21 protein-coding genes and 1 pseudogene are annotated in these 23903 nt (G+C 64.0%); 17 read left to right on the plus strand and 5 right to left on the minus strand.

What is annotated here, in order from left to right; all coding sequences use genetic code 11:
- Positions 1-136: 136 nt before the first annotated feature.
- From AC2W7L_RS07225 to rraA, 6 genes and pseudogenes are all read left to right on the plus strand, one after another.
- A complete protein-coding gene (locus AC2W7L_RS07225) occupies positions 137-364 on the plus strand; it encodes a hypothetical protein (RefSeq protein ID WP_167194996.1) in 228 nt (75 codons plus the stop codon).
- A gap of 167 nt (positions 365-531) precedes the next feature.
- Positions 532-1251, plus strand: a pseudogene (locus AC2W7L_RS07230) (dicarboxylate/amino acid:cation symporter); the annotation flags it as partial.
- A gap of 71 nt (positions 1252-1322) precedes the next feature.
- Entirely contained in the window at positions 1323-1850 is a 528-nt protein-coding gene (locus tag AC2W7L_RS07235) for a dicarboxylate/amino acid:cation symporter (protein ID WP_486003900.1), read from the plus strand.
- Positions 1851-2052: 202 nt separating this feature from the next.
- Entirely contained in the window at positions 2053-2493 is a 441-nt protein-coding gene (locus tag AC2W7L_RS07240) for a hypothetical protein (RefSeq protein ID WP_486003901.1), read from the plus strand.
- An 83-nt stretch (positions 2494-2576) separates the two neighbouring features.
- On the plus strand, positions 2577-3599 hold the full coding sequence (locus AC2W7L_RS07245) for a D-cysteine desulfhydrase family protein (protein ID WP_486003902.1): 1023 nt from the start codon (positions 2577-2579) through the stop codon (positions 3597-3599).
- A 38-nt stretch (positions 3600-3637) separates the two neighbouring features.
- On the plus strand, positions 3638-4105 hold the full coding sequence (gene rraA, locus AC2W7L_RS07250; protein WP_486003903.1) for a ribonuclease E activity regulator RraA: 468 nt from the start codon (positions 3638-3640) through the stop codon (positions 4103-4105).
- A 12-nt stretch (positions 4106-4117) separates the two neighbouring features.
- Here the strand turns inward: rraA and AC2W7L_RS07255 are convergent, their stop codons facing one another.
- Positions 4118-4627, minus strand: a complete 510-nt coding sequence (locus AC2W7L_RS07255) for a hypothetical protein (RefSeq protein ID WP_486003904.1) — start codon at positions 4625-4627, stop codon at positions 4118-4120.
- Positions 4628-4811: 184 nt separating this feature from the next.
- Here AC2W7L_RS07255 and AC2W7L_RS07260 point away from each other — a divergent pair, with 184 nt between their 5' ends.
- Positions 4812-5771 carry a VOC family protein gene (locus AC2W7L_RS07260; protein ID WP_486003905.1) on the plus strand — a complete coding sequence of 320 codons (960 nt, stop codon included), beginning with the start codon at positions 4812-4814 and terminating at the stop codon, positions 5769-5771.
- A 92-nt stretch (positions 5772-5863) separates the two neighbouring features.
- Here the strand turns inward: AC2W7L_RS07260 and AC2W7L_RS07265 are convergent, their stop codons facing one another.
- A complete protein-coding gene (locus AC2W7L_RS07265) occupies positions 5864-8023 on the minus strand; it encodes a heavy metal translocating P-type ATPase (protein WP_486003906.1) in 2160 nt (719 codons plus the stop codon).
- A 172-nt stretch (positions 8024-8195) separates the two neighbouring features.
- Between AC2W7L_RS07265 and AC2W7L_RS07270 the strand changes: the two genes are divergently transcribed.
- The gene (locus AC2W7L_RS07270; protein ID WP_486003907.1) at positions 8196-9257 is read left to right on the plus strand and encodes a 2,3-butanediol dehydrogenase; all 1062 of its coding nucleotides are present in this window, start codon (positions 8196-8198) and stop codon (positions 9255-9257) included.
- A 123-nt stretch (positions 9258-9380) separates the two neighbouring features.
- Here the strand turns inward: AC2W7L_RS07270 and AC2W7L_RS07275 are convergent, their stop codons facing one another.
- Both AC2W7L_RS07275 and AC2W7L_RS07280 read right to left on the minus strand, forming a co-directional pair.
- Entirely contained in the window at positions 9381-10094 is a 714-nt protein-coding gene (locus tag AC2W7L_RS07275; protein ID WP_486003908.1) for a CPBP family intramembrane glutamic endopeptidase, read from the minus strand.
- A gap of 77 nt (positions 10095-10171) precedes the next feature.
- Positions 10172-11008: a MerR family transcriptional regulator gene (locus tag AC2W7L_RS07280; RefSeq protein ID WP_486003909.1), complete on the minus strand. Its 837-nt coding sequence runs from the start codon at positions 11006-11008 to the stop codon at positions 10172-10174.
- 309 nt (positions 11009-11317) lie between these two features.
- Here AC2W7L_RS07280 and AC2W7L_RS07285 point away from each other — a divergent pair, with 309 nt between their 5' ends.
- From AC2W7L_RS07285 to AC2W7L_RS07310, 6 genes are all read left to right on the plus strand, one after another.
- The gene (locus tag AC2W7L_RS07285; RefSeq protein WP_486003910.1) at positions 11318-12763 is read left to right on the plus strand and encodes a GntP family permease; all 1446 of its coding nucleotides are present in this window, start codon (positions 11318-11320) and stop codon (positions 12761-12763) included.
- On the plus strand, positions 12760-14169 hold the full coding sequence (locus AC2W7L_RS07290) for a four-carbon acid sugar kinase family protein (RefSeq protein WP_486003911.1): 1410 nt from the start codon (positions 12760-12762) through the stop codon (positions 14167-14169). Before AC2W7L_RS07285 ends, AC2W7L_RS07290 begins: the two co-directional genes overlap by 4 nt.
- A gap of 65 nt (positions 14170-14234) precedes the next feature.
- Positions 14235-15281: a 4-hydroxythreonine-4-phosphate dehydrogenase PdxA gene (pdxA, locus tag AC2W7L_RS07295; RefSeq protein WP_025777715.1), complete on the plus strand. Its 1047-nt coding sequence runs from the start codon at positions 14235-14237 to the stop codon at positions 15279-15281.
- 69 nt (positions 15282-15350) lie between these two features.
- Positions 15351-16076, plus strand: coding sequence for a DeoR/GlpR family DNA-binding transcription regulator (locus AC2W7L_RS07300; protein ID WP_486003912.1), 726 nt, complete (start codon positions 15351-15353; stop codon positions 16074-16076).
- A gap of 360 nt (positions 16077-16436) precedes the next feature.
- Positions 16437-17819: an MFS transporter gene (locus AC2W7L_RS07305; RefSeq protein WP_486003913.1), complete on the plus strand. Its 1383-nt coding sequence runs from the start codon at positions 16437-16439 to the stop codon at positions 17817-17819.
- Positions 17820-17950: 131 nt separating this feature from the next.
- On the plus strand, positions 17951-19567 hold the full coding sequence (locus AC2W7L_RS07310) for an NERD domain-containing protein (protein WP_486003914.1): 1617 nt from the start codon (positions 17951-17953) through the stop codon (positions 19565-19567).
- A 69-nt stretch (positions 19568-19636) separates the two neighbouring features.
- On the opposite strand, the gene AC2W7L_RS07315 is transcribed toward AC2W7L_RS07310, so the two are convergent.
- Positions 19637-20608 (minus strand): NADPH:quinone oxidoreductase family protein, encoded by a 972-nt coding sequence (locus AC2W7L_RS07315; RefSeq protein WP_062241624.1) that lies wholly within the window; start codon positions 20606-20608, stop codon positions 19637-19639.
- Positions 20609-20782: 174 nt separating this feature from the next.
- On the opposite strand from AC2W7L_RS07315, the gene AC2W7L_RS07320 reads away from it, so the two are divergent.
- The 3 genes from AC2W7L_RS07320 to AC2W7L_RS07330 all read left to right on the plus strand — a co-directional run bounded on the left by AC2W7L_RS07320 (position 20783) and on the right by AC2W7L_RS07330 (position 23885).
- Positions 20783-21805 (plus strand): phosphotransferase family protein, encoded by a 1023-nt coding sequence (locus AC2W7L_RS07320; RefSeq protein WP_062241622.1) that lies wholly within the window; start codon positions 20783-20785, stop codon positions 21803-21805.
- A complete protein-coding gene (locus AC2W7L_RS07325; RefSeq protein WP_486003915.1) occupies positions 21802-22596 on the plus strand; it encodes an SDR family oxidoreductase in 795 nt (264 codons plus the stop codon). The genes AC2W7L_RS07320 and AC2W7L_RS07325 overlap by 4 nt, the downstream gene beginning before the upstream one ends.
- 83 nt (positions 22597-22679) lie before the next feature.
- The gene (locus AC2W7L_RS07330; protein ID WP_486003916.1) at positions 22680-23885 is read left to right on the plus strand and encodes an acyl-CoA dehydrogenase family protein; all 1206 of its coding nucleotides are present in this window, start codon (positions 22680-22682) and stop codon (positions 23883-23885) included.
- Positions 23886-23903 lie beyond the last annotated feature (18 nt).

Genomic DNA, 23903 nt, shown 5'->3' on the forward strand with positions numbered 1-23903 from the left:
GTTTGCTCCCTCGCGCTGCAGAAGTTCGGCGATTGGACAGCCGCGAGGTCCGCCAGGCGCTCCTCACCCCTGGGATTCCCCACTCGAGAGGACTATAATTCTCTCTACAATCTGCGTGGGAATGGGGCGAAGGATCATGACCGCAGAAATGAATCGATCGTCGAAGCTGGCCGACATGATCGAGCAGATCTCGAAGGCGTTCAAGAGCGCCAACATCGGCCAAGGACAGAAAGTCGGCTACCGCGAAGACAGCTCCGAGGAACGGCTGCAAGCCACAGCTGAGCACGAAGGAGTGAAGCTCTATCGCAATCCCGACGGATCACATCTCGCCGTCGACGAATCCCACTCGAGTTACGATGACTGATCACGATCAGCCTGAGAGCTGATTCGTCTGCTCGAGCGAACATTAACAGCCCGGCACACGGCTATCCGCGTGCCGGGTTTCGCTGTGTCCCAGGTAGGATCGCCAGGGCCCTGATGCCACGCCGACAAGTCGGCGGAACAACGATGCTGAAATGAAAGGCAGAGCCTATGCCCTCCCCCACTGCCTCGCCGGCGCAGACGTCTGATTCGAGGCCGCAGCCATCGGGTGTCCTGCGGATCCTCCGCAATTACCGCTTCCCGCTCTTCATCCTCACCGGCGTGGTCGTCGGTGCCGTCATCGGCCTAGTCTTCGGGGAACGCGCCACTGTCATCAAGCCGTTCGGCACTCTGTTCATCAACATGATGTTCACCCTCGTCGTGCCGTTGGTGTTCTTCTCCGTCTCCTCCGCGGTCGCGGGAATGTCCTCGGCCGCACGGCTGGGCAAGATCATGGGCAGCATGCTCGGCGTCTTCGCCGTCACCGGCATCATCGCCTCCATCGTCATGGTCGCCGCGCTGCGCATCTTCAACGCCACGGACGGCGTCCAGGTGGAGATGCAGGAGCCGGAGAATGTCGAGGAAGTCGGGTCCATCGGTGATCAACTCGTGCAGACCGTCGTCGTCGACGACTTCTCGAAGCTCATGTCCGCCGAGCACATGCTCGCCCTCATCGTCTTCGCCGTCATCGTCGGCTTCGCCACCAGCAGGATCGGCGACGCGGGCAAGCCGTTCGCCAAGTTCCTCAACTCCGGCACCGAGGTATTCCTCAAGTTCACCTCGATCATCATGTACTACGCCCCGATCGGTCTCGGGGCCTACTTCGCCGCCCTCATCGGCGACCTCGGATCCCAGCTCGTCGGGGATTACGTTCGCGCCTTCCTCGTCTACTACCCGGTGGCGATCGCGTACTTCATCCTCGCGTTCACGTTCTACTCCTTCCTCGCCGCGGCCGCCGAGGCGTGTCTCGGTTCTGGGGCAATATCCTCGAGCCCACGGCGATCTCCTTGGGTACGTCGTCCTCGGTGGCGGCGATCCCGGCGAACCTGCGAGCGGGAGAGAAGATCGGAGTCCCCCGCGACATCCGTGAGACGATCGTGCCGATCGGTGCCACGATCCACATGGAAGGATCGAGCCTGTCCGCGATCCTCAAGATCGCCTTCCTCTTTGCTGTGTTCCAGCGCGACTTCTTCACCCTGGAGAACATCCTCATCGCCATCGCCGTGGCTCTGCTGGCCGGAATGGTCATGGCCGGCATCCCGTCCGGTGGCTTCATCGGTGAGCTCATGATCATCACCCTCTACGGCTTCCCGGCAGCGGCACTGCCGATCATCCAGATCATCGGGACCGTCATCGATCCCCCGGCCACCACGGTCAATTCCGTCGGCGATCAGGCGAGCTCGATGATGGTCGCGCGCATCCTCGACGGCAAGGACTGGATGGACAAGGCCGACGAGGATGATCACGATTCGGTTCCGTATGCTCAGTGAATCTGTCACACTCCCGAGCTCGTAGATTCGGACAAGGCTCCTTCTGGCCGAATGTCTCGGAGATGTCATAGGAACGCAATAGAACTTCCGCATTTGCGACTCGGCATCTCAGCTTCTGTTCAGATTCGGGCAAAAGGCTCTCACCTGGGCTGACGATACTCGATTCCAGCAATGTTCCTGATCTGTAAGAGGAGATGCCACCATGCCCGCCATCCTCAGCACTCACGCCGCAAAGTGGGGCGTCGCCGCATTAGCCGGCCTCGCTTCCCTGGGTCTCGCAGTCGGGCCGGCAGCCGCCTCCGCCGATTCCGCGCCCGCATCCAGTGCCGCTCAGGCACCCCAGAGTTCGGGACACCCGAAGGGAGCTGTCAAGTACGCGGACAGACTGATCACTGCCTACGGCATCGGTGATGCCGTGGTCGTGGATCAGCTCGCCACGAAGCACGTCGTCGCTGCCCTCGCCGAGCACAACCTCAGGCACGCCGAACGTTGGCATCGCACGTCAGCCGATTCCGGCGAGGGATACACCTGGGTGTCCTACACGAACCTGGACACGCATGAGGTTATGAATCTGACAGTGAGAAACGCGCTCGCCGCGAACAAGGGCCGCGATGCCGTTCGTGAGGTCGAGTTCGTCGGCTGAGAACGACCCATTGACATCCCGTTGACCAGATTCTGGTCGGCGTCTTGTCAGCACGGCTGACCAGCTCGGTAGACTCGGGAACCATGGTCGCCCTGAATGAAGTCCCGCGCCGCCGCTACACCGCGGGGCCGACGCCTCTCCAACATCTGCGGAGCCTGCCCGCCGAACTCGGCGGACCGCAGATCTGGATCAAACGCGATGACCAGCTGGGACTGACTCAGGGCGGGAATAAGACGCGCAAACTCGAGTTCCTCATCGCCGACGCCCGGAATCAGGGCGCGGACACGCTCATCACCATCGGCGGGGTGCAGTCCAATCACTGTCGACTGACCTTGTCCGCTGCACGAGTCGAGGGCCTCGACTGTCACCTGATCGTCGAAGAGGACCTCGGACCTGAAGGCAGCGCCCTCGGACCGACAGGGTCGAACCCGCCGGAGTACACGGGAAACTTCCTGCTCTTCGACCTCCTCGGCGCGGATTCGGTCACGGTGCTCGGCCACGGGGCCGACCTCCTCGGCGAGGCTGAAGAACTGGCTGAGAAGCTGCGCGGCGAGGGCAGGAAGCCTTACGTCATCCCGGTGGGCGGGTCGAACCCGATCGGTGCGCTCGGGTACATCGACTGTGCCGTTGAGATGCTCGACCAATTCGCCGAGGCGGGACTGGATTCGCCCACGATCGTCACTCCCAGCGGTTCGGCCGGAATGCAGGCCGGACTCGTCGTCGGCCTCCACAGTGCAGGAAGCGATGCTCCGGTCATCGGCATCAACGTCAGCCGGACACAGGCGGAGCAGGAGCCGAAGATCGTCGACCTGGTCGATTCCACGGCGCACTTCCTCGATCTGCCCCCGGTCCCTCGCGACGCCACAGTGGGACTCGGCGACTATGTCGGGACGGGATACGCTCTGCCGACTCCCGAGATGGTCGAGGCCGTGCGTCTCTTCGCCCGCACCGAGGGCATCGTCCTCGACCCGGTCTACACCGGCAAGGCAGCGGCCGGCCTCATCGACCTCATCAGCTCCGGCCGTTTCTCTCCCGAGGACGAGGTAGTCTTCATCCATTCCGGGGGAGTCCCCGGACTCTACGCCCGTGCCCAGGCGTTTGCCTGAGCACCACTCAGCTCCCACCCCCAACGGAAGGCACACAGATGACAGTTTCGACAGCAGACCTGTGGGACGAACGCGGCGACGAACTCTATTCGATCGCCCTGAACTTCGGCGACTTCGGAGCCAAAACGGCATTCTCCGGACCGGCTCGCACCATCCGCTGCTTCCAGGACAACGGACTGGTCAAGCAGACCCTCAACCAGCCCGGCGACGGCGCCGTGCTCGTCATCGACGGTGACGGATCGATCGCCACCGCCCTCATGGGTGACATGATCGCCGAGGCAGGAGTTCGAAACGGCTGGAACGGTGTCGTCATCAACGGTGCCGTCCGTGACCGTGAGGCTCTGGCCGAGATGGAGTTCGGCATCAAGGCTCTGGCCAGCAACCCGCGCAAGAGCGCGAAAGACGGTGCCGGCGAGATCGACGTGACCGTGGAGATCGGCGGCGCGACGATCCGCCCGGGAGCGATGGTCTTCGCCGATGCCGACGGCGTCGCCGTCGAGAAGTAGGTCGGCAGAGACTCAGCGGTGAATGGTGTCGAAGCTTTGTTCGGCTGAGTCCCAGATGTCGGCAACATCGATCTGACCATCGGCGGTGAGTTCTTCGACAGTCGACCGGTCGTAGAGGTATGTCCACTCCCCTGCCGACACGATTCCGGTGACCACGAGGATGTCATAGTCGAAACCTGCCCGTGACGTCGCCTGGACGATGAACGCCGTGGCTTCCAAGTCTTTGACTCTGTCCTCGGTCGAGGCGAAGTGGACATGAAGGCGTTCGGGTTCGGTCTCCTGGTTGAAGTCGGGGTTCGTCTCCGATTCGAGACTCACCTCGACGCCGTCCAAGGACTGCGCCACATAATCCGAGAGCTCGCCGAGGGAATCGAAGCCCTGCTCCACGACATCCAGAGTCGCCGTCGGCGTCGTTTCGGGTTCCGACGATGAGCCGGAATCGGAGCCGCAGCCGCTGAGGGCGATGAGTGCGGCGATCAGGAGCCCGGCGAGAGCAGGGGCGGACTTCGAATCGAACCTCATGGCACCAGCCTATCGGCGGACGCGTGCTGGTACCGCATCGCCTCGATTGCATAGAGCGTGGTGCTCCGTTGGGATTCGGATCACCTCGGCGCGAAACGGGAATAGATCCATCACCTATCTAGTTGAACTTTAAACTAGATTGATCTACACTGATACCAACAGCCGATCCGTTCAGGAGAACAGCATGACCACCACCCCCATCCAGGCACCGACCTCCATCGACCGGCAGACTCCCGCCGTCAATGAGAAGCGACTCAGTGCCGCCACCGGAATGGACGCCGTGACTCTGCTCGTCGGCGATCTCGAGAAGATGTCGAACTACTACTCGAACGCCCTCGCCATGGAGCCCCTCGAGGAGACCACCCGCGACGGCGAGGTCCACCGCGTGCTCGGCCGCGGCACCACACCCCTGGTCAAACTCGTGGCTACCCCGGACCTGCCCGGCGTCGACCCCAAGCAGGCCGGGCTCTTCCATACCGCGTTCCTGTTCGACACCAAGGAAGCCCTGGCAGCCACGGTCGCCCACGCCGCGCAGAACACCAACAGCACCTTCGTCGGCTCCAGCGATCACCTGGTCAGCCAGGCCTTCTACTTCACCGACCCCGAAGGCAACGGCATCGAGCTCTACATCGACCGAGCCCGCTCGGAATGGACTCACTCACTCGACGGTGAGGTCCAGATGGATACGCTCTACCTCGACCCGAACCGCTTCCTCGAGCGCCACCTCAACCAGGACGTCCTCGCGGACACTGCCGCCGAGCCCGGCATCGTCGGCCACGTCCACCTGCAGGTCGGCAACATCCCGCAGGCCCGCGAGTTCTACGTCGACGCCCTCGGATTCGAACCGTCACTGTCGTCGATGCCCGGAGTCCTCTTCGCAGCGGCCGGCGGATACCACCACCACGTGGCCATGAACACCTGGAACAGCCGCGGTGCCGGTCCGCGGGCGGCCAGCCTCGGCCTCGGGGATGTGGCGATCACCGTTCCCGGGCGCGAAGACCTCGATGCACTGGTCGCTCGCCTGCGTGCGCACAACCTCGATTTCGCCGATGACGGACGTTCGGTCCGCGTCGTCGACCCGTGGGGCACGCAGGTCACTCTGGCCACCGGAACCAGCTCCATCGACGAGACGCTGGCACGCTGACACTCCGCCGGTGCGAATAGCTCCACCGGCCAGAACGCGCTGATGCGGGTGATGCTCAACGTCATCACCCGCCTCAGTCGCCTCCGCCGAGATCAGCTCTTGGAATGCACTCGCTCGACAGCCGCCTGCGGATGAAGGTCGAGTCGGCGCAGCAGCTGAGCGTTGAGTGCGACGACGATCGTCGAGATCGACATCAGGATCGCGCCCACGCTCATCGGCAGAACGAACCCGATGGGAGCGAGGATTCCTGCCGCCAACGGCACCGACAGCAGATTGTATCCGGCCGCCCACCACAGGTTCTGCTTCATCTTCCGGTAGGTCGCGCGAGAGAGCTCGACGATCGAGAGCACTGAACGCGGATCATCGGAGGCGAGGATGACTCCGGCAGAACCGATGGCCACATCGGTTCCGGCGCCGATGGCGATGCCGACATCGGCCTGCGCCAGAGCGGGCGCATCGTTGACCCCGTCACCGACCATCGCCACGCGACGGCCCTCCCCCTGCAATTCGGAGACCTTCGCCGCCTTGTCAGCGGGATGGACACCGGCAAAGACACGGTCGATGCCGAGCTCGGAGGCAACGGACTGAGCAACCGCCTCGGCGTCTCCGGTGATCATCACGATCTGCGCACCGATGGCATGAAGCGCATCGACGGCCTCGCGAGACTCCGGGCGGATCTCGTCGGCCAACCGCAGTGCACCCACAACGGCTCCGTCGACGAGCACATGGAGGATGATGGCGCCTTCAGCGCGCCAGGCCTCCGCGGCCTTCGCCTCGGGGACATCATTCGCCTCAAGCAGCCTGGGTCCGCCGACCTCGACCGTCTCGCCCGCGATGACGGCTCTGACGCCGACCGCAGGAGACGAGGAGAAGTCGGATGCACTCGGCACGTCGATCCCTCGCTCAGCGGCTGCCTTGACGATGGCGGTGGCCAACGGGTGTTCACTGTCGGCTTCGACTGCGGCGGCCAGACCGAGCAACTCATCCTCGGTCCGCGCGGTCCCGTCGGTCGGTACGGCCTCGATGCCGATGACCGTCGGCTCACCTTTCGTCAGGGTGCCGGTCTTGTCGAAGAGCACGGAATCGACCGTGCGCATCGTCTCGAGTGCGAGCCGGTCCTTGACGAGGACACCAACACGGGCGGCGCGCTCGGTGGCGATGGACACGACCAGAGGAATGGCCAGGCCCAGGGCGTGAGGACAGGCGATGACGAGCACAGTGATCGTGCGCACGACCGCCGAGTCCGGCATACCGATGAGCGACCAGACGACCGCGGTGATCACGGCAGCGCCGAGAGCGAACCAGAACAGCCACGCCGAGGCCTTGTCGGCGATGCGCTGCGCACGCGACGAAGAGTTCTGAGCATCGGAGACCAGCTTCTGGATTCCCGCCAACGTTGTGTCATCACCGATCGCGGTGATCTCGACCCGGAGCCCGGAATCCGTGGCGACGGTGCCAGCCACCACGGCATCGCCTTCGTCCCGTCGGACCGTGGCGGACTCTCCGGTGACCATGGATTCGTCCATATGGGCCGAACCGTCGATGATCCGACCGTCCGCGGGAACCGAGGAACCGGGACGGACGAGGACGATGTCACCGACGACAAGCTCGCCCGGAGCGATACTCACCGTGTCCCCATCGACGATCTTCTCCGCCTCATCGGGCAGCAGTGCGGCGAGGCTGTCCAGCGCCGAGGTGGTCTGCGCCAGTGAGCGCATCTCCATCCAGTGACCGGCGAGCATGATCACGACCAACAGGGCCAGCTCCCACCAGAAGTCGAGCTGCGGGTCGAGCAGACCCAACGACGAGCCCCAGGAGGAGATGAAAGCGACCGTGATCGCCAGTGCGATGAGCAGCATCATGCCGGGGCTGCGCCCCTTGATCTCGTCGAGGCCGCCGGTCAGGAAGGGTTTGCCGCCCCAGACATACATGACGGTGCCGAGGATCGGCGCGAGCCATCGGAGTGCACCTAGGATGCCGGTTTCGGGAACCTCATAGCCGACGAGGTGGCCGAACATCGGGCTGAATGCGACGACGGGCACGGCGACGACGAGCATGATCCAGAACAGGCGGCGGAACTGCGCGACGTGATCGCCGTGACCCGCATGCCCTGCGTGCCCGCCGTGGCCCGAATGTCCGGAATGTCCCTCGTGACCGGAATGCCCGCCGTGAGCGTCGTGGTCGTGGTGAGCGTGATCGGTATGGTCCATGGCCTCAACATGCCCGGAATGGCCCGCTTCAGCAGGCCGCATATGCTGATGATTCTGCTGGTTGTCCATAACTCGAATATATACCCCCTAGGGGTATAAATCAACAGTGAATCCCCTCACGTGCAATCCCATGCAACCCTGGCTCTCATGGCGAAGGCGCCCTAGCGTCGAAGAACGCCGAACGGCTCATATAGGCCTGACGAAAGGACTCGACATGAGAGCAGCACGGTTCCACTCACGCAAAGACATCCGGATCGACGATATTCCAGAGCCCGAACTGCAACCGGGCACAGTAGCCATCGACGTGGCATGGTGCGGGATCTGCGGAACTGATCTTCACGAATACCTCGAAGGACCGATCTTCGTCCCACCGGCGGGCCACCCCCACCCGATCTCCGGCGAATCCGCGCCGGTGACCTTGGGACATGAGTTCTCCGGCACGATCACCGAACTCGGTGAGGGTGTCAGCGATCTGGAGGTCGGTCAGAACGTCGTCGTCGAGCCCTACATCATCGCCGACGACGTCGACACCGGCCCCGGCCAGAGCTATCAGCTGTCCGAGAATATGAACTTCATCGGCCTCGGCGGCCGCGGTGGCGGGCTATCGGAGAAGATCGTCGTCCAGCGTCGCTGGGTGCATCCCATCGGCGACATTCCACTCGATCAAGCTGCACTGATCGAACCGTTGTCAGTCGCACACCACGCAGTTGTGCGATCTGATGCTGGAGCCGGCCAGATCGCCGTCGTCGGCGGCGCGGGCCCGATCGGCCTCCTCACCGCCGCCGTCCTCAAAGCCAAGGGGCTGACCGTCTACATTTCCGAACTCTCTGAGGCGCGGAAGGAGATGGCACTGTCGACTGGCGTTGCCGATGAAGTTCTCGATCCGCGAGAATCCGATGTCGCAGAAGCCGTTCGCGAGCGCACGGATGGGCGAGGAGCCGACGTAGGATTCGAATGCTCGTCCGTTCCCGCGGTTCTGGACATGCTCATCGACGCCACCCGCCCCGGCGGCGTCATCGTCAACGTCTCCATCTGGGGGCATAAGCCCGAAGTCGATATGCCGAAGCTGGTCCTCAAAGAGATCGATCTCAGAGGGACGATCGGCTACTCCGGTGACCACCCCGAGACGATCCGACTCGCCGCCGACGGAACCATCGATCTCTCCGCATTCATCACCGCACGCATCGGCCTGGACGACCTCGTCTCGGGCGGGTTCGACGAACTCATCAACAACAACGAGCAACACGTGAAGATCATCGTCGATCCGCGCGCCTGAGCTCCCACCCAGGTGAGCACCAGTCCAACATCAGAAGGAGGCCGGTAAGGATCCTCCGCCGACACCCGGCCCCGGCCGGACTCTCGAGTCCGGCCGGGGCACCGCCTTCGTAACGACACTCCTTCAGCCCAAGAAAGCGGCAAGAACAACGGGAACGAACGCCGCGCAGGCATTGTTGAAGCCATGAGAGACGACTCCCGGCCAAACCGATCCGGTCCGGTGGAACAGAATCCCATTGATGATTCCGACGATGAACGCAACGGGAAGGACGGGGTTGATTCCGTGAGCGAGGGCGAAGATCGCCGCGCTGACGATGATTCCGACCCACGGCCCGAAACGCAGCAGCCCCGATGTGAGCACACCACGGAAGAAGAACTCCTCGCCGAGAGGCGTAAGTATCGAGCCCATGATCACGGTGCCGATGACCGCGAGCACTCCCCCGGCGGCAGCAGCCTGATAATCGCCCTGCACGTTCTCAATTCCGCCGTTGACCGAATAGGCGATCAGCGAGACGATCGTGCCGAGGATCCAGCAGACCACGCCGAGCCCGGCGCCGAGGAGAAGCGACTTCCAGGATGCCTTGCGCAGCCCGAAGGCGGCGAGTCCGCGGCGCTTGATCACATAGGCGGCAGCGAATGCGGCCAGTCCCATGATCCCGGACAGCGCAAGCTGAATGACGCCGCCCAGCTCGGAGAGACCATCCGGAATCATCTTGAGGATGAGGAAGACCGCACCGAAGGCGAGCACATAGGCGATGAGGCCGACGATCATCTCCGACCAGCCGGGACGGTCGGCCCGGCTGGGCGATTGAACTGAGGTGTCGATCTGGAGTTGCATGACTCGGTCCTTCCGTAGAGCTCCGAACTGCTTGACACCCTCAGCTAAAACTGTGCCCTAAGGGCAGGGTCAAGGGCTCAGTCAGAAGTTTCTTCGGATTCGGCCGGTGCTCGATCCTCACCCGCCGTCCCATTGATCCCCTCGACCCGCACCAGCACGTCGATCTGGGCGCGATTGTAGAGCCGGACCATGGCCTCGCCGATCGTCTGCTGCATCCGCCTGCGCTTCCGACGCGGAACTTCGTCGAGGAGATCCGCCCAACCGTACTTCTCGCCGATGGCCTTGACCTGCGGAGCATATCGTCGAGCCAGACCGTCTCTCACTTCTGCGGAGGCATTCGGGGAGATCGATTGAAACTCCCGCGACGCCTCGGTCGAGTTCACCTCGGCGAGCATCGCGCGCAGGGACGCCACCGACTTCGCGTCAAGGACCTGGGAATAGACGAGGAGCAGTCCACGATCTGCTTCTGTGAGGGTGCCCCGCACCTCTCCGAACCCGCTCGGCAGATCCATTGCAGTGCCGTGATCGAGAATGGCCGCGATGTCCTCGCGCATCTGCTGCCGACGAGAGATGTCAGCTGCCAGCTCGGCATCCAGTGCCCTCAACGCCGAGTGCATCTCTCCCACCTCTTCGGCCCGCCCGCCGTCGCGAGCGACCGCACCGTCGCCCTGACCACTTCGACCCCGAGCGTCGGCCATGAGACCGGGCTCGAAGTCACGGATCTGGCTGAGCGAGAAGCCGAGTTCGCTCAGTCGCCTGATCTGCAGCATCCGCACAAGATGCTCGGCACGGTACTGCTTGTAGCCGTTCGCGGCGCGTACCGGCTCGGCCAGCAACCCGCGATCGTGGTAGTGCCTCACCGTCTTGACCGTCGTACCGGCCAGATCCGCCAATTCACGCGTACTCCATGTCATCGCCGACGGCCTCCTCCCCACTGCCCGACTGCGCGAAGTTCGAACGGTTCGATGTTAGAGCGCCGCGACGCAGTCCCGCGCCCTCGTGACGAAGCCTATCCGGACCGTGCCCCTCTGCGCATTCACCGAACCAGAAGGAACGCACCAACACTCGACATTGCATAAATGCGCAGTTATGACACATACTTGCTCATACTGTTCAACTTCGATGCTGATCGTCGACTGCCCAACGGGCATCGCACATCAGATCGAAGCCAATGCGAACCACACACCCTGGCTCTCTGAGCCGGCCTCACTGCGGAGGACCATATGGACCTGCAACTCATCCTGGCGCTGATCGCCGGAATCGCGACGATCGTCGTCATCGTGCTCGCGACCCGACTCGACGCCTTCATCGCCCTGCTTCTGGCAGCCGTCGTCACCGGCATCGTCGCCGGCCAGGACCTGCTGGCAATCATCGACTCGATCACCACCGGCTTCGGCGACACTCTGGCCAGCATCGGCATCGTCATCGGACTCGGTGTCGGCATCGGCAAGATCCTCGAAGTCTCCGGTGCCGCCGACTCCCTCGCCCGCGCCTTCCTGCGCGCCTTCGGCAAAGGCCGTGAGCCCTGGGCGATGGGCACCGTCGGCTCCCTCGTCTCCATCCCGGTCTTCTGCGACTCCGGATACGTCATCATGAACCCGCTGGCCCGCTCGATCGCCCGTGTGAAGAAGGGCGGCTATGTCACCCTCGCCCTGGCTCTCGGCTGCGGAATGACGCTGACCCACCATATGGTGCCGCCGACGCCCGGTCCGCTGGCAGCCACCGGCATCCTCGGCGCCGACATCGGATCGGTCATCCTCGCCGGACTCGTCTTCACCGTCATCCTCCTCCCCGTGGTCGTCGTCTACGCTCGGTGGATCGGACCGAAGCTCGAACCCGTCCTCAACGCCCAGGTCAAGCAGGACGTCTACACCGAGGCGGTCGCCGAAACCGCATCCGGTTCTGCCGGAGGCAGCGTTTTCACCGACGAAGGCGGAGACTCCGCCGACACCGGATCCACAGCGAACACCGGCAAGAAGCCGGGCGCCTTCCTCGGCTTCCTTCCCCTCATCGTCCCGCTCCTGCTCATCGTCGCCAACACCGTGAGCACTGCGATCGACAAGAACGCTCAGGGCGAACTCGCCGGAGACGCCTACGAGCCCTCGGCCTGGGTCGCACCTCTGGCCTTCCTCGGCAACCCCGTCGTCGCTCTGATCATCGGCCTCGTCCTCGCCGTCTACACACTGCTGCCTCGCGTAACCCCACGCAACCAGGTGCAGAGCTGGCTGGCCGACGGCGCCGCCTCGGCCGGACTCATCCTGCTCATCACCGGTGCCGGGGGAAGCTTCGGGCTGGTGCTGCGCGAATCGGGCGTCGGTGATGCCCTCGCCGAGGCGATCGCCTCGATCAGCCTGCCGGCCCTCCTCGTCCCGTTCCTCATCGCCTCGCTCGTGCGCCTGGCGCAGGGGTCGGGCACGGTCGCAATGATCACCGCTGCCTCGGTGACGGCTCCGCTCATCGCCCCGCTGGGACTCGACCCGCTCGTGGCCGTGATGGCTTGCACCGCCGGTTCGATGGTCTTCTCCTACTTCAACGACTCCTACTTCTGGGTCGTCACCCGATTCGCCGGCCTCGACGGAATCAATGCCATCAAGGGCTGGTCGGGGATCACCACCGCCGTGTGGATCTGCTCCCTTCCGCTGCTGTTCGTGCTCGACTTGGTCGTATGAGCGCCTCCCACATGTCCGACTACGAAACGACCGCAGCCGCCTCCACGACGCAGGCGAGTCCACGCATCCTCATCGTCGCCGACGATCTCACCGGCGGAAATGCGTGCGGAGCCCTGTTCGCCGAGGCGGGGCTGCGGACGATCACCGTCACGGATACCGGCCCGGCCGGCGGCGTCGACATCAGCGGACTGCTCGATGACTTCGACGCGGTCGTCGTCAACACCGATTCCCGGCACCTGCCTACGCAGCAGGCAAGCGAGCTCTACGCCGAACTCATCGAAAACGCCGGGACCGTCGACCTCGTGGCATGCCGAATCGACACCACCCTGCGCGGCAATGTCGGGCCCGCCGCGGCCGCCGCCATCTCGGCCCGCAGACGGTCTCTCGCCGAGACCGATGGTCCGCCGCATCGCGTGCTGGGCCTGTGCGCGCCGGCGTTCCCTGCCGCAGGCAGAACCACCGTGCAGGGGCGACAGCTGCTGGGCGGCCGACTGCTCGAACACACCGAGCTCGCCCATGACGTCCGCTCCCCCATGCGCACCTCCGTCATCGAGGACATCCTTGCCGCCGGCACGGATCTCGACAGCCGCCTCATCGATATCGCCACGGTGCTGGCCGGTCGGGGTGCCGTGCGCACTGCCGTACTCGACGCCATCGGCGACGGAACGGACGTGCTGATCGCCGATGCCCTGACCACCGACCACATCGACCTCGTCGGGTCCGTCATCGCTGAAATCAGCCACGAGCTCGCGGAGGCGGCTTCCCCCGACATCCGCGACCGGGCAGGTCTGGCCGACGGTGAGCGGTTGGACTGGGTGACCATCGACCCCGGACCCGGCAGCCTCGCCCTGACTCAGTCTCGGCTGCCGGCTCGCGCCGACGGCATTCTGCTCGGCATTTCGGGATCGGCCACTGAGGTCACCCGTGCACAGCTTGCAGCAGTGGCCGAGGACCCCACGATCACGGTCCTGCGCGCACCTTCGGACGACGCGGGACTGCCCGATGTCGAGGCCGCACTCGGCCTCATCGATCGGACCGCCTCGGCGCGGGCGATCATCATCGCCACCGTCCTCGAGACCAGCGACCTGCGCGAACTCACCGACGCTGAATCCGAAGAGACGACACGGCGCCTGGCACTGATCGCCTCGGCGGTCATGTCCGCCATCCCGGTCTCCGGCCTCTACACCACCGGCGGGGACGTCACCGCCACGGTGATGCGCGAGCTCGGTGCGATGGGGATGGAGATCGACAAGGAGATCGTGCCTCTGGCCGTGGGCGGTCGCCTCGTCGGCGGAAGCGCTGACGGACTGCCGATCGTCACGAAAGGCGGGCTCATCGGTGACACCGGCACCGCCGTCGACTGCCTCGAATTCCTGTCGACGACTGCTCGCGTCAGGCGAGACTGAATCGTGCACGACGACCCCAGCACCCAACCCACCGACATCCATCCGAACCATCTGAGGAGACAGAAATGACAGCACCAGCACTCGCAGTGACCGTGGGTGACCCGGTCGGAATCGGACCGGAGATCACCGCCACGGTGCTTGCGGAGTTCGCCGGCAGAGACGATCAGCATGGAATCGCTGTGGCGGATCTGGCCGTGATGAAACGGGCCGTCGACGTCCTCGGACTCGACGTCGAACTGCGCTCCATCTCCGACTGGTCGACCCCGTCAGCCGGTGAAGGCGTCATCGACGTCTTCGATATCGGTGTTCTCGGGGATGACCTTCCTGACTGGGGAGTCGTCGATGCCCGCGCCGGCAGGGCTTCGGTGGCCGCGATCGAGCTCGCCACCAAGGCGGCCATGGATCAGCAGGTCGCCGGCATCGTCACCGGCCCCATCAACAAGGAAGCCGTATGGAAGTCCGGTTCGCAGCACCTCGGGCACACCGAGATGCTCGGTGAGCTGACCGGAGTGACGAAGCAGGACACGATGTTCGTCGTGGAGAACACGAAGGTCCCCGACCACAAACTCCAGATCTTCTTCGCCACCCGCCACATGTCCCTGCGCAAGGCTCTCGACGCCCTGACCGTGGACACTCAGGTCGACTCCATCGAACGCGCCCATCGTGCCCTCCAGCTCTACGGCGTCGCCTCGCCGAGACTGGCCGTCGCCGCTCTCAACCCCCACGGTGGCGAGAACGGCGCCTTCGGCGACGAGGAGATCGAGATCCTCCGCCCGGCCGTTAAGAAGGTCAATGCCGCAGGCGCCTTCGAGGTCGCCGGGCCGATCCCGGCCGACTCCGTCTTCCACCAGGGACTGACCGGCCGCTATGACGGCATCCTCTCGCAGTACCACGATCAGGGGCACATCGCGTCGAAGACCTTCGACTTCGACGGCACCATCTCCGTCACCGTCGGCCTGCCGATCCTGCGCACCTCCGTCGATCACGGCACTGCCTTCGACATCGCCGGACAGGGCATCGCCGACGCGGGCACCATGCGCTCGGCCTACCGCGCTGCTATCGGCTACGCACCGTTCGTCGACGGCATCCGTGCGGAGTACCTGCCGAAGTAGGCTTAAGACGCATGTCCGACCGCGGCGATTCCGCTGCGGTCGGAGGTGCGAACGACGAGAGGGAGACAGATGGCGATCCGATCGGGGACCCAGAAGCGGCGTGACGCCATTCTCGGTCTGCTCAAGACCGGCTCATGGAGCATCCCCCGATTGGCCGGGGAACTCGAGACCTCGGAATCGACTATTCGCCGCGACCTGCGCGAGCTGGCCGCAGACGGAGAGATCATCCGCACCATCGGCGGCGCCGCCGCTGCCGGCTATGTCGAACCGCCGTTGGGCGAGCGGATGGAACAGCAGGCCGAGGCGAAGGACGCCATCGCAGCAGCGGCACTCGAGCGGCTCGACGAGGTCGGAGTGCGCACCGTCTTCCTCGACGCCGGTTCGACGACCGTGCGCCTGGCCGAGCGGATCAGGGACCGCAGCGAGCTCACCGTGTTCACCCGCGGCCTCGAGATCGCGTTGGCCCTGGCCCATCCCGCCGGCCCCAAGGTGGTCATGGTCGGCGGCGAAGTTTCGACCCTGTCCCACGGCACCACCGGTGCGCTGTCCGAGCATGCGCTGTCGCGCATCCACGTCGACATCGCCTTCCTCGGCGCCGATGCTGTCGATCCGACGCAGGGACTCGGCGAACCGAGTCTCGACGAGGCCCGCACGAAGGAGCTCATCGCCGAGCGAGCCGGAACAGTCATCGTCCTCGCCGACAGTTCGAAGTCCGGCCGTGAGGTCGCCGCTTGGGCGCCGATGCCAACCGGCTGGACGTGGATCGACGAGCACAGCGAGCACCCACGAAGCTGAGTCGTGGCCGGAGGGGCCAAAGGGGTTCGGCCGCCGAATTGAGAAGTGGTTCGGATAACCCGAACGCGGACCTTACTCCTCAACGAGGTTGAGACAAATTCGGCCATTGTTTCAATTTTCTGTCAACACGCTTCCGATAACGATGACTTCACTGTTCCCTGTGAAGCAGACTTGCCGTTCAAATTCCAAATAGGCAGAGCATTCCTCCTGGTCAGACACGTCGACGACGAATATTTCGCTAATGATACGCCGACGATTTGACACGATTCCTCGATTGAGAAGCTGAACACGTGCTCGTAACGTGGCTTCGGTTCGAAAGATGGATCACTTCGACAGTGGTCCACATGACTGGAGGAATTCATGAGTATCCCCAATACTTCAGGATCCGCATCACCCGCTTCCCCACCCCAGCCCGATCTCAAGACGGTGCGCAAAGCCGTCGCCGCCTCGGCGCTGGGCAATGCGACCGAATGGTTCGACTACGGTCTCTACGCTGTCTCGGTCACCTATCTCGCGCAGCACTTCTTCCCCGGCGAGCATGCGCAGCTGATGGCGCTGCTGACCTTCGCCGTATCCTTCATCTTCCGCCCCCTCGGCGGAATCATCTGGGGACCGATGGGCGATCGCCTCGGCCGCAAACGCGTTCTGGCGCTGACGATCCTGCTCATGGCAGGCTCGACCTTCTGCATCGCCCTGTTGCCCAGCTACGACACCATCGGCGTCGCCGCACCCATCATCCTCGTCCTGCTCCGCGTCATTCAGGGCTTCTCCTCCGGCGGTGAATACGGCGGTGCCGCCACCTTCATGGCCGAATACGCCCCTGACAACCGGCGCGGAGTCTTCGGCAGCTTCCTCGAATTCGGCACCCTGGCAGGTATGGCCGCCGGTTCGCTGTTCGTTCTCCTCCTGCAACTCGGACTGGGCGAGCAGACGATGACGGACTGGGCCTGGAGGATTCCGTTCATCTTCGCCGGAGTCCTCGGCGTCGTCGGTCTCTACCTGCGCAATCAGCTCGATGAATCCCCTGTCTACGAAGAGCTCGACAACAGCGATCAAGACAAGTCGGTCAAGGAAGTCTTCGCGACCCTCTTCGCGAACTACAAGAAGCAGCTGCTCGTCCTCGGCGGCATGGTCGTCGCGGTCAACGTCGTCAACTACACGCTGCTGTCCTACATGCCCACGTATCTGCAGGACCCGGTCGGCATGAGCCCGAACGCGTCACTGACCGTGATGTTCCTCGCCCAGGCGTTCATGATGATCCTCATCCCCTTCGGCGGAATGCTCTCGGACAAGGTCGGACGCAAGCCGGTCTGGTACTTCTCCCTCATCAGCCTCTTCGTCGCGGCGATTCCGATGTTCATGCTCATGGCCAACGGTTTCGTGTGGGCGCTCATCGGACTCGCTGTGCTCGGAATTCTCTACATTCCGCAGATCTCCACGATTTCCGCGACGTTCCCGGCGATGTTCCCCGGACCTGTGCGCTTCGCCGGATTCGCCATCACCTACAACGTCTCGACCGCACTGTTCGGCGGCACTGCCCCGTCGATCAGCGATGGACTCATCGGCGCAACCGGAAACACGATCATTCCCGCCTACCTGGTCATGGCGGCATGTGCGATCGGCTTGATCGCCACGATCTTCATGAAGGAGACCAACGGCGCCTCGCTGCGCGGGCGTGGACTTCCGGAGACGGGCGCGGACGTCGTCCTCGACGAATCGGAGCTCGTCAACGACGCGAAATGATCGTCCCCGCCACCGGCGACCACCGCTGAGAGGCACGGTCACTCCAATGAGTCGGACCGGCGACACCGCATCGGTACTTCCGATGCAGTGTCGCCGGTCTTCTGCGACTGTGTCTGCGTTAGTCTCAGACCATGGTCACGTTGATTCCCGAACAGCCTGATTTCAACGATTCCACCGCCGAGGAGGTCGTGTGGAATGCGCTGCGCCGGCAGCTTCCCGACGGGGTGACGATCATCCACGGCGAACGGCTGACCGGCGATGACAAGGACGTCGAGATCGATCTCCTCATCCTGTGGCCGGGAGTCGGGATCGCCGTCATCGAGGTCAAGGGCGGACGCGTCGACGTCGTCGACGGCAAATGGTTCACCTCCGGTGCCCAGGGAAAGCGCAGCCATCTGCCCGAACCACCTCTCGAGCAGGCGATGATCGCCAAACATACCCTCGTGGGCTATCTGCGCCCACGGCTTTCCCGTGTTCCCGGGCCGATCAGCCATCTTGCGGTCCTCCCCTACACGGAGCTGCCGAGAAGCTGGGACCAGCCGGATGCGCCGAGAAGGCAACTCGTCGATGGCACCGAGATCGACTCACTGGCATCGAAGATCGCTGATCAGCTGCGCTTCGACTTCGACCCCGAACGCCACGACCTCACCGCCGGCCACGAATTCGTCTTGAAGAACCTCCGCAGAACGAACCAAGCGGTCGAGAATTTCGCACTCAAAGCCTCCGAGATCTCCCACCGCGCCGATGCCCTCAGCCGTGAACAGGCGAAGCTCATCCGCATCCTCCGCCACCAGAATCGCGCCGAGATCAGCGGCGGTGCCGGGTCGGGCAAGACCTATCTCGCTCTGCTCAAGGCCAAGGCGCTGACCCAAGAGGGCAAAAAGGTCGCGCTCATGTGCTGTTCCCGCGGACTCGGCCGCTTCCTCCAGCTCCACACGAGCCAATGGCCCGACGAAGACAGACCCGCGTTCGTCGGCCTCTTCCACGACCTGCCCATCAGCTGGGGTGCCCCCACGGGCAGCGACGACGACTCTGACTATTGGGAACGGCGGCTGCCCACGATGCTCAAGGACCTCGCCGATGAGCGCCCACGCAAGAGCCTCTTCGACGCGATCGTCATCGATGAAGGCCAGGACTTCAGCCTGCTGTGGTGGGAGGCGGTGCAGTCGTGTCTGCGCAACCAGTTGGCAGGCACCCTCTACGTCTTCACCGACGAACGCCAGCGGATCTTCGACCGCCAGGGTGAATCACCCATCACGATGAGCCCCATCCAGCTCGACGAGAATCTGCGCAACTCCGCCCAGATCGTCGCCGGCATCGCCGACCTCGCCCTCGAGCCTCCCATCGCCCGCAACGGGCCCGGCGAAGAGATCGAATGGATGGACGTCGACGCCGACTCGGCAGTCGCCGCAGCGGATGGCGTGGTCGAAGCGCTCATGGACGACGGTTGGGTCGCCGGTCAGATCGCACTGCTGACCACCGGTTCGAGGCACCCGGTGCAGAAGGAGATCGTCGAGACCGAGGGAATCGCGGCCTACTGGGACCAATTCTTCGCCGCCGAGGATGTCTTCTACGGCCACGTGCTCGGCTTCAAAGGACTCGAAAGGCCCGCTGTGGTCCTCTGTCTCAACGGATTCAGAGACCGACAGCGGGCCATCGATATGCTCTACGTCGGAATGTCGCGAGCGACGACGAAGCTCATTGTCGTCGGCGATCTGAGCATCTTCGACGAGGTCTACGACAACTGATCGCTCAGCTCGTCACCGACTCCAGCTCCGGATGGAGCAGATGCCTTATGAGGCGCAGTACGTCTGGGACTACTCCCCCGCGACCTCGAGGAGGACTTTGCCCATCACTGAGCGGCCGTCGAGTTCATTGATCGCCGAGGATGCCTCGGCCAGGGGGTAGGTCGCATGGATGCGCGGATTCAGTCTGCCCGCGGAGACGTGATCGAGGACGACCTCCCACTGCTCGTGGATATAGCTCGGGTGACCCCAGGCCGCCCCACCCCAGGCGACGCCGTCGACGGAGATGTTCTTTAGCAGCAGACGGTTGACCTTGATCGAAGGGATCTCACCGGCGGTGAAGCCGAGAACGAGGAGACGCCCGAACGGAGCGAGCACCCGCGTCGAATCGGTGAAGCGGTCGCCTCCGACGGGGTCCAAGACGAAGTCGACGCCCTTGGGATAGAGCTCCTTCGTCGCATCCTTGAACCCGTCGGCGAGGACGACGTGAGTCGCACCGAGTTCCCGCACCGCTTCGGCCTTCGCCTCGGTCGAGACGACGGCGACGACCTCGAGGCCCATGGCCAGGCCCAGCTGCACTGCGGCCGAACCGAGCCCGCCCGCGGCACCGTGGACGAGGAGGCTCTGGCCGGGCTGGGCGTTCGCCCGCACACGCAGTGCGAAGTCAGCGGTGAGCACGTTCATCGGCATACCGGCGGCATCTGCCAGAGAGACCGAATCCGGGACCTTCACGGTAGCCTCGTCACCGGCGATGAGGTATTCGGCAAAGGTTCCCTTTCCGGTGATCGCGGCGACCCGGTCTCCGACGGAGTAGCGGGAGTCCGCACCCACCTCGGCAACCACGCCGGAGGCTTCGGAACCCAGGGTGAAGGGCAGGTCGTGCTTGACCTGATACATCCCACGGGTCTGCAGCACTTCGGGGAACGTCACTCCGGCGTAGGCGACCTTGATGAGCACCTGGCCGGGTCCCGGAACAGGACGCTCCACATCAAGGTGCTCCACATCATCGGGGCCGGTCAGAGCGGTGACGCGAATGGCTTTCATTGTTTCCTCGCTATCGTTTTGACGCACGCAGAGCCGCGGCTCCGGTGGCGGCGGTCTTCTCACCTCTATCACACCGCGGGGCTATGAGAGTGATCACTCTCACGGCTTGACTCCCCCGTCAGGGATGAATAATGTGAACTCTACTGAACGATTGTTCACTCGGGAAGGTCAAGGATGACACAATCACCGGCAGGGTTCGACGCGGACAGCATCGGCCGATGGATCGAGCAGAGATTCGGAATCAGCGATTTCGACGTCGAAGTGATGTCGGTCGGTCGGTCCAACCTCACGTTCACCATCCTCGTCGACGGCAGCCCCCGCTGGGTTCTGCGCCGTCCGCCGTTGGGTCACGAGGGCGGGAGTGCTCACAACGTCGGCCGCGAAGGGCGGATCATGGCCGCACTCAACGACAGCAGCGTGCCGGTGCCGACGGTCCTCGACATCGTCGATGACCCCGAGGTCCTCGACGTGCCCTTCGTGTTCATGGATCACTGCCCCGGATTCCCGATCAATACCCCTTCTGAGTGGGAGTCGATCCCTGCCGAGAACCGCCGCAATTGCGCCTTCGGCACGGTCGACGCATTGGCTGCCATCCATTCCGTCGATGTCGATGCCGTCGGCTTGTCCGATCTGCGCCGACCGGGCGGACTCATCGACCGCCAGCTGCGACGCTGGATCGGACAGGTCGAGGCGATCGCAATGCGCGAGACCCCGATGATCCACGAGGTCCACGATGCGCTCCGCGAGGCCATGCCCGACCCAGCACGCTCACCCGTGGGAATCGCGCATGGGGACTTCAAACCGAACAATATGATCTTCGCACCCGATGGTTCGGTCAACGCCGTCGTCGACTGGGAGCTGACGGCCATCGGGGAGGTGCTCACCGACCTCGGCTATTTCATCGCCATGCTCACGGTGCCGGACCAGTACACCAGCATCTGGGTGCCTCGACCCGACGACGGCTTCCCCACCACGGACGAACTCATCGACCACTACCAGGACGCCACGGGCCACGAAGTCCACGATGTCGGCTACTACTCGGCCTTCGCGATGTGGAAGCTCGCCTGCATCCGCGAAGGCGTGTACACGCGACTGGCGACGGGAAAGATGGGCGACCTCGATCTCGACCCCGAAGAGGCCGGAGCAGGAGTCGAAGACCTCGCACGTCAGGCACTCGGTCTGTTGGAGAAGTCATGACCTCGGCCTTGGCAGGCAGGCGGGCAGTCGTCACCGGAGCCGCCGGAGGAATCGGCGCGGCACTGGCCGCTGAGCTCATCGACCGCGGGGCCGCCGTCGTCCTCGCCGACCTCTCCCCTGCCGTCAGCGACACTGCCGCCGGTCTCGGCACATCGGCATTCGCGTGGACCGGGGATGTGTCCTCGGTCGAGGGAATCGGTGCGCTCATCGACTTCGCCGACGACTGCCTCGGCGGGATCGATCTGTACTTCGCCAATGCTGGGATCATCGGGCCGGCGATGCTCGGTGAGGACGACGCGGACTGGGACTCGATCATCGACGTCAATATGCGCGCTCATATCCGGGCCGCTCAGGCGCTCGTCCCTCGCTGGCAGGAAGCCGGGTCCGGATATTTCGTCGCCACCGCCTCGGCGGCGGGCCTGCTCACGCAGATCGGTTCGGCCGCCTACTCGGTGACCAAGCACGCTTCGGTCGGATTCGCCGAATGGCTGGCCATGACCTACCGCGACGACGGAATCCGCGCCTCGGTGATCTGTCCGATGGGAGTGAACACGAATCTGCTCGACGATGCCGGATCCGGCGGAGGTCCCGCGCAGAAAGCCGTGACCTCAGCCGGGACCGTCCTGGAACCCGCCGAGGTGGCCACCATCGTTCTCGACGCCGTCGAGGACGAGCAGTTCCTCATCCTGCCGCACCCTGAAGTCCTCGAGATGTATCGGATGAAAGGCAGCGACTACGACCGCTGGCTGCACGGAATGTCCCGTTACCAAGCCCGACTCAACGCAGAGTGACAGCGAGCCTCGCCACCGGGTGAGACCCGCCTGAGACCAGACCTCACAGCAGTGTGAGACCCACCGAGAAACAAGGAGCCCACGTGTTGGAAACCAGCGAACGCGGACGCGAGTATCAGGAGCGCCTCAACGCGTTCATGGACGAATTCGTCTACCCGGCCGAGCCGGTCTACGCCGAACAGATGGCTGCAGCGGCCAGTCCCCACACGCAGCCGCAGATCCTCGAAGACCTCAAGGCCGAAGCGAAGAAGCAGGGCCTGTGGAACCTCTTCCACCCGCACCCGCAATGGGGTCCCGGCCTGACGAACCTCGAATATGCGCCGCTGGCCGAGATCACCGGACGCAGCCTGGAGATCGCCCCCGAAGCAATCAACTGCAATGCTCCGGATACCGGCAATATGGAGGTCTTCACGGTCTTCGGCACCGATGAGCACAAGGAGAAGTACCTCAAACCGCTGCTTGCCGGAGAGATCGCTTCGGCCTTCGCGATGACCGAGCCGGCCGTGGCCAGCTCCGATGCGACGAACGTCGAAATGTCCATGGAACGCACCGAGGACGGTTTCGTGCTCAACGGCCGCAAATGGTTTGCATCGAACGGAATGCACCCGAACTGCCGCGTGCTCATCGTCATGGGCAAGACCGATCCCACCGCCGAGGTGCACCGGCAGCAGTCGATGCTCGTCGTGCCGATCGATGCCGCCGGAGTCACCGTTGTGCGCAACCTTCCCGTGTACGGCTACGCCGACCGGGAGGGCCACGCCGAGATCATCTTCGAGAATGTGCTCGTGCCGTTCAAGGACATCCTCAAGGGTGAGGGCGAAGGCTTCGCCATCAGTCAGGCGCGGCTGGGTCCGGGCCGCATCCACCACTGCATGCGTGCCATCGGTGCCGCCGAGCGGGCGCTCGAGCTCATGGTCAGACGTGCCGAAGCTCGCGTGACCTTCGGTGAGAAGCTGTCGAATCGAGCGAACATCCAGGACTGGATCGCCGAATCCCGGATCGAGATCGACCAGGCTCGGCTGCTGACCCTGCACGCTGCGGACATGATGGACAAGTACGGCAACAAGGTCGCAAAGAACGAGATCGCCCAGATCAAGGTGGTCGCACCGACCATGGCGTTGAAAGTCATCGATTGGGCGGTTCAGGTCCACGGCGGCGGCGGAGTCACCGAGGACTTCCCGCTTGCCCGCATGTGGGCGCATATGCGCACCCTGCGTCTGGCCGATGGACCGGATGAAGTGCACAAGCGCTCCATCGCCCGCAACGAGATCAAGAAATACCGCGGCTGAGATCGCCTCTTCCGCAAT

It is taken from the genome of Brevibacterium sp. LAARM3_SD1 (assembly GCF_057364765.1).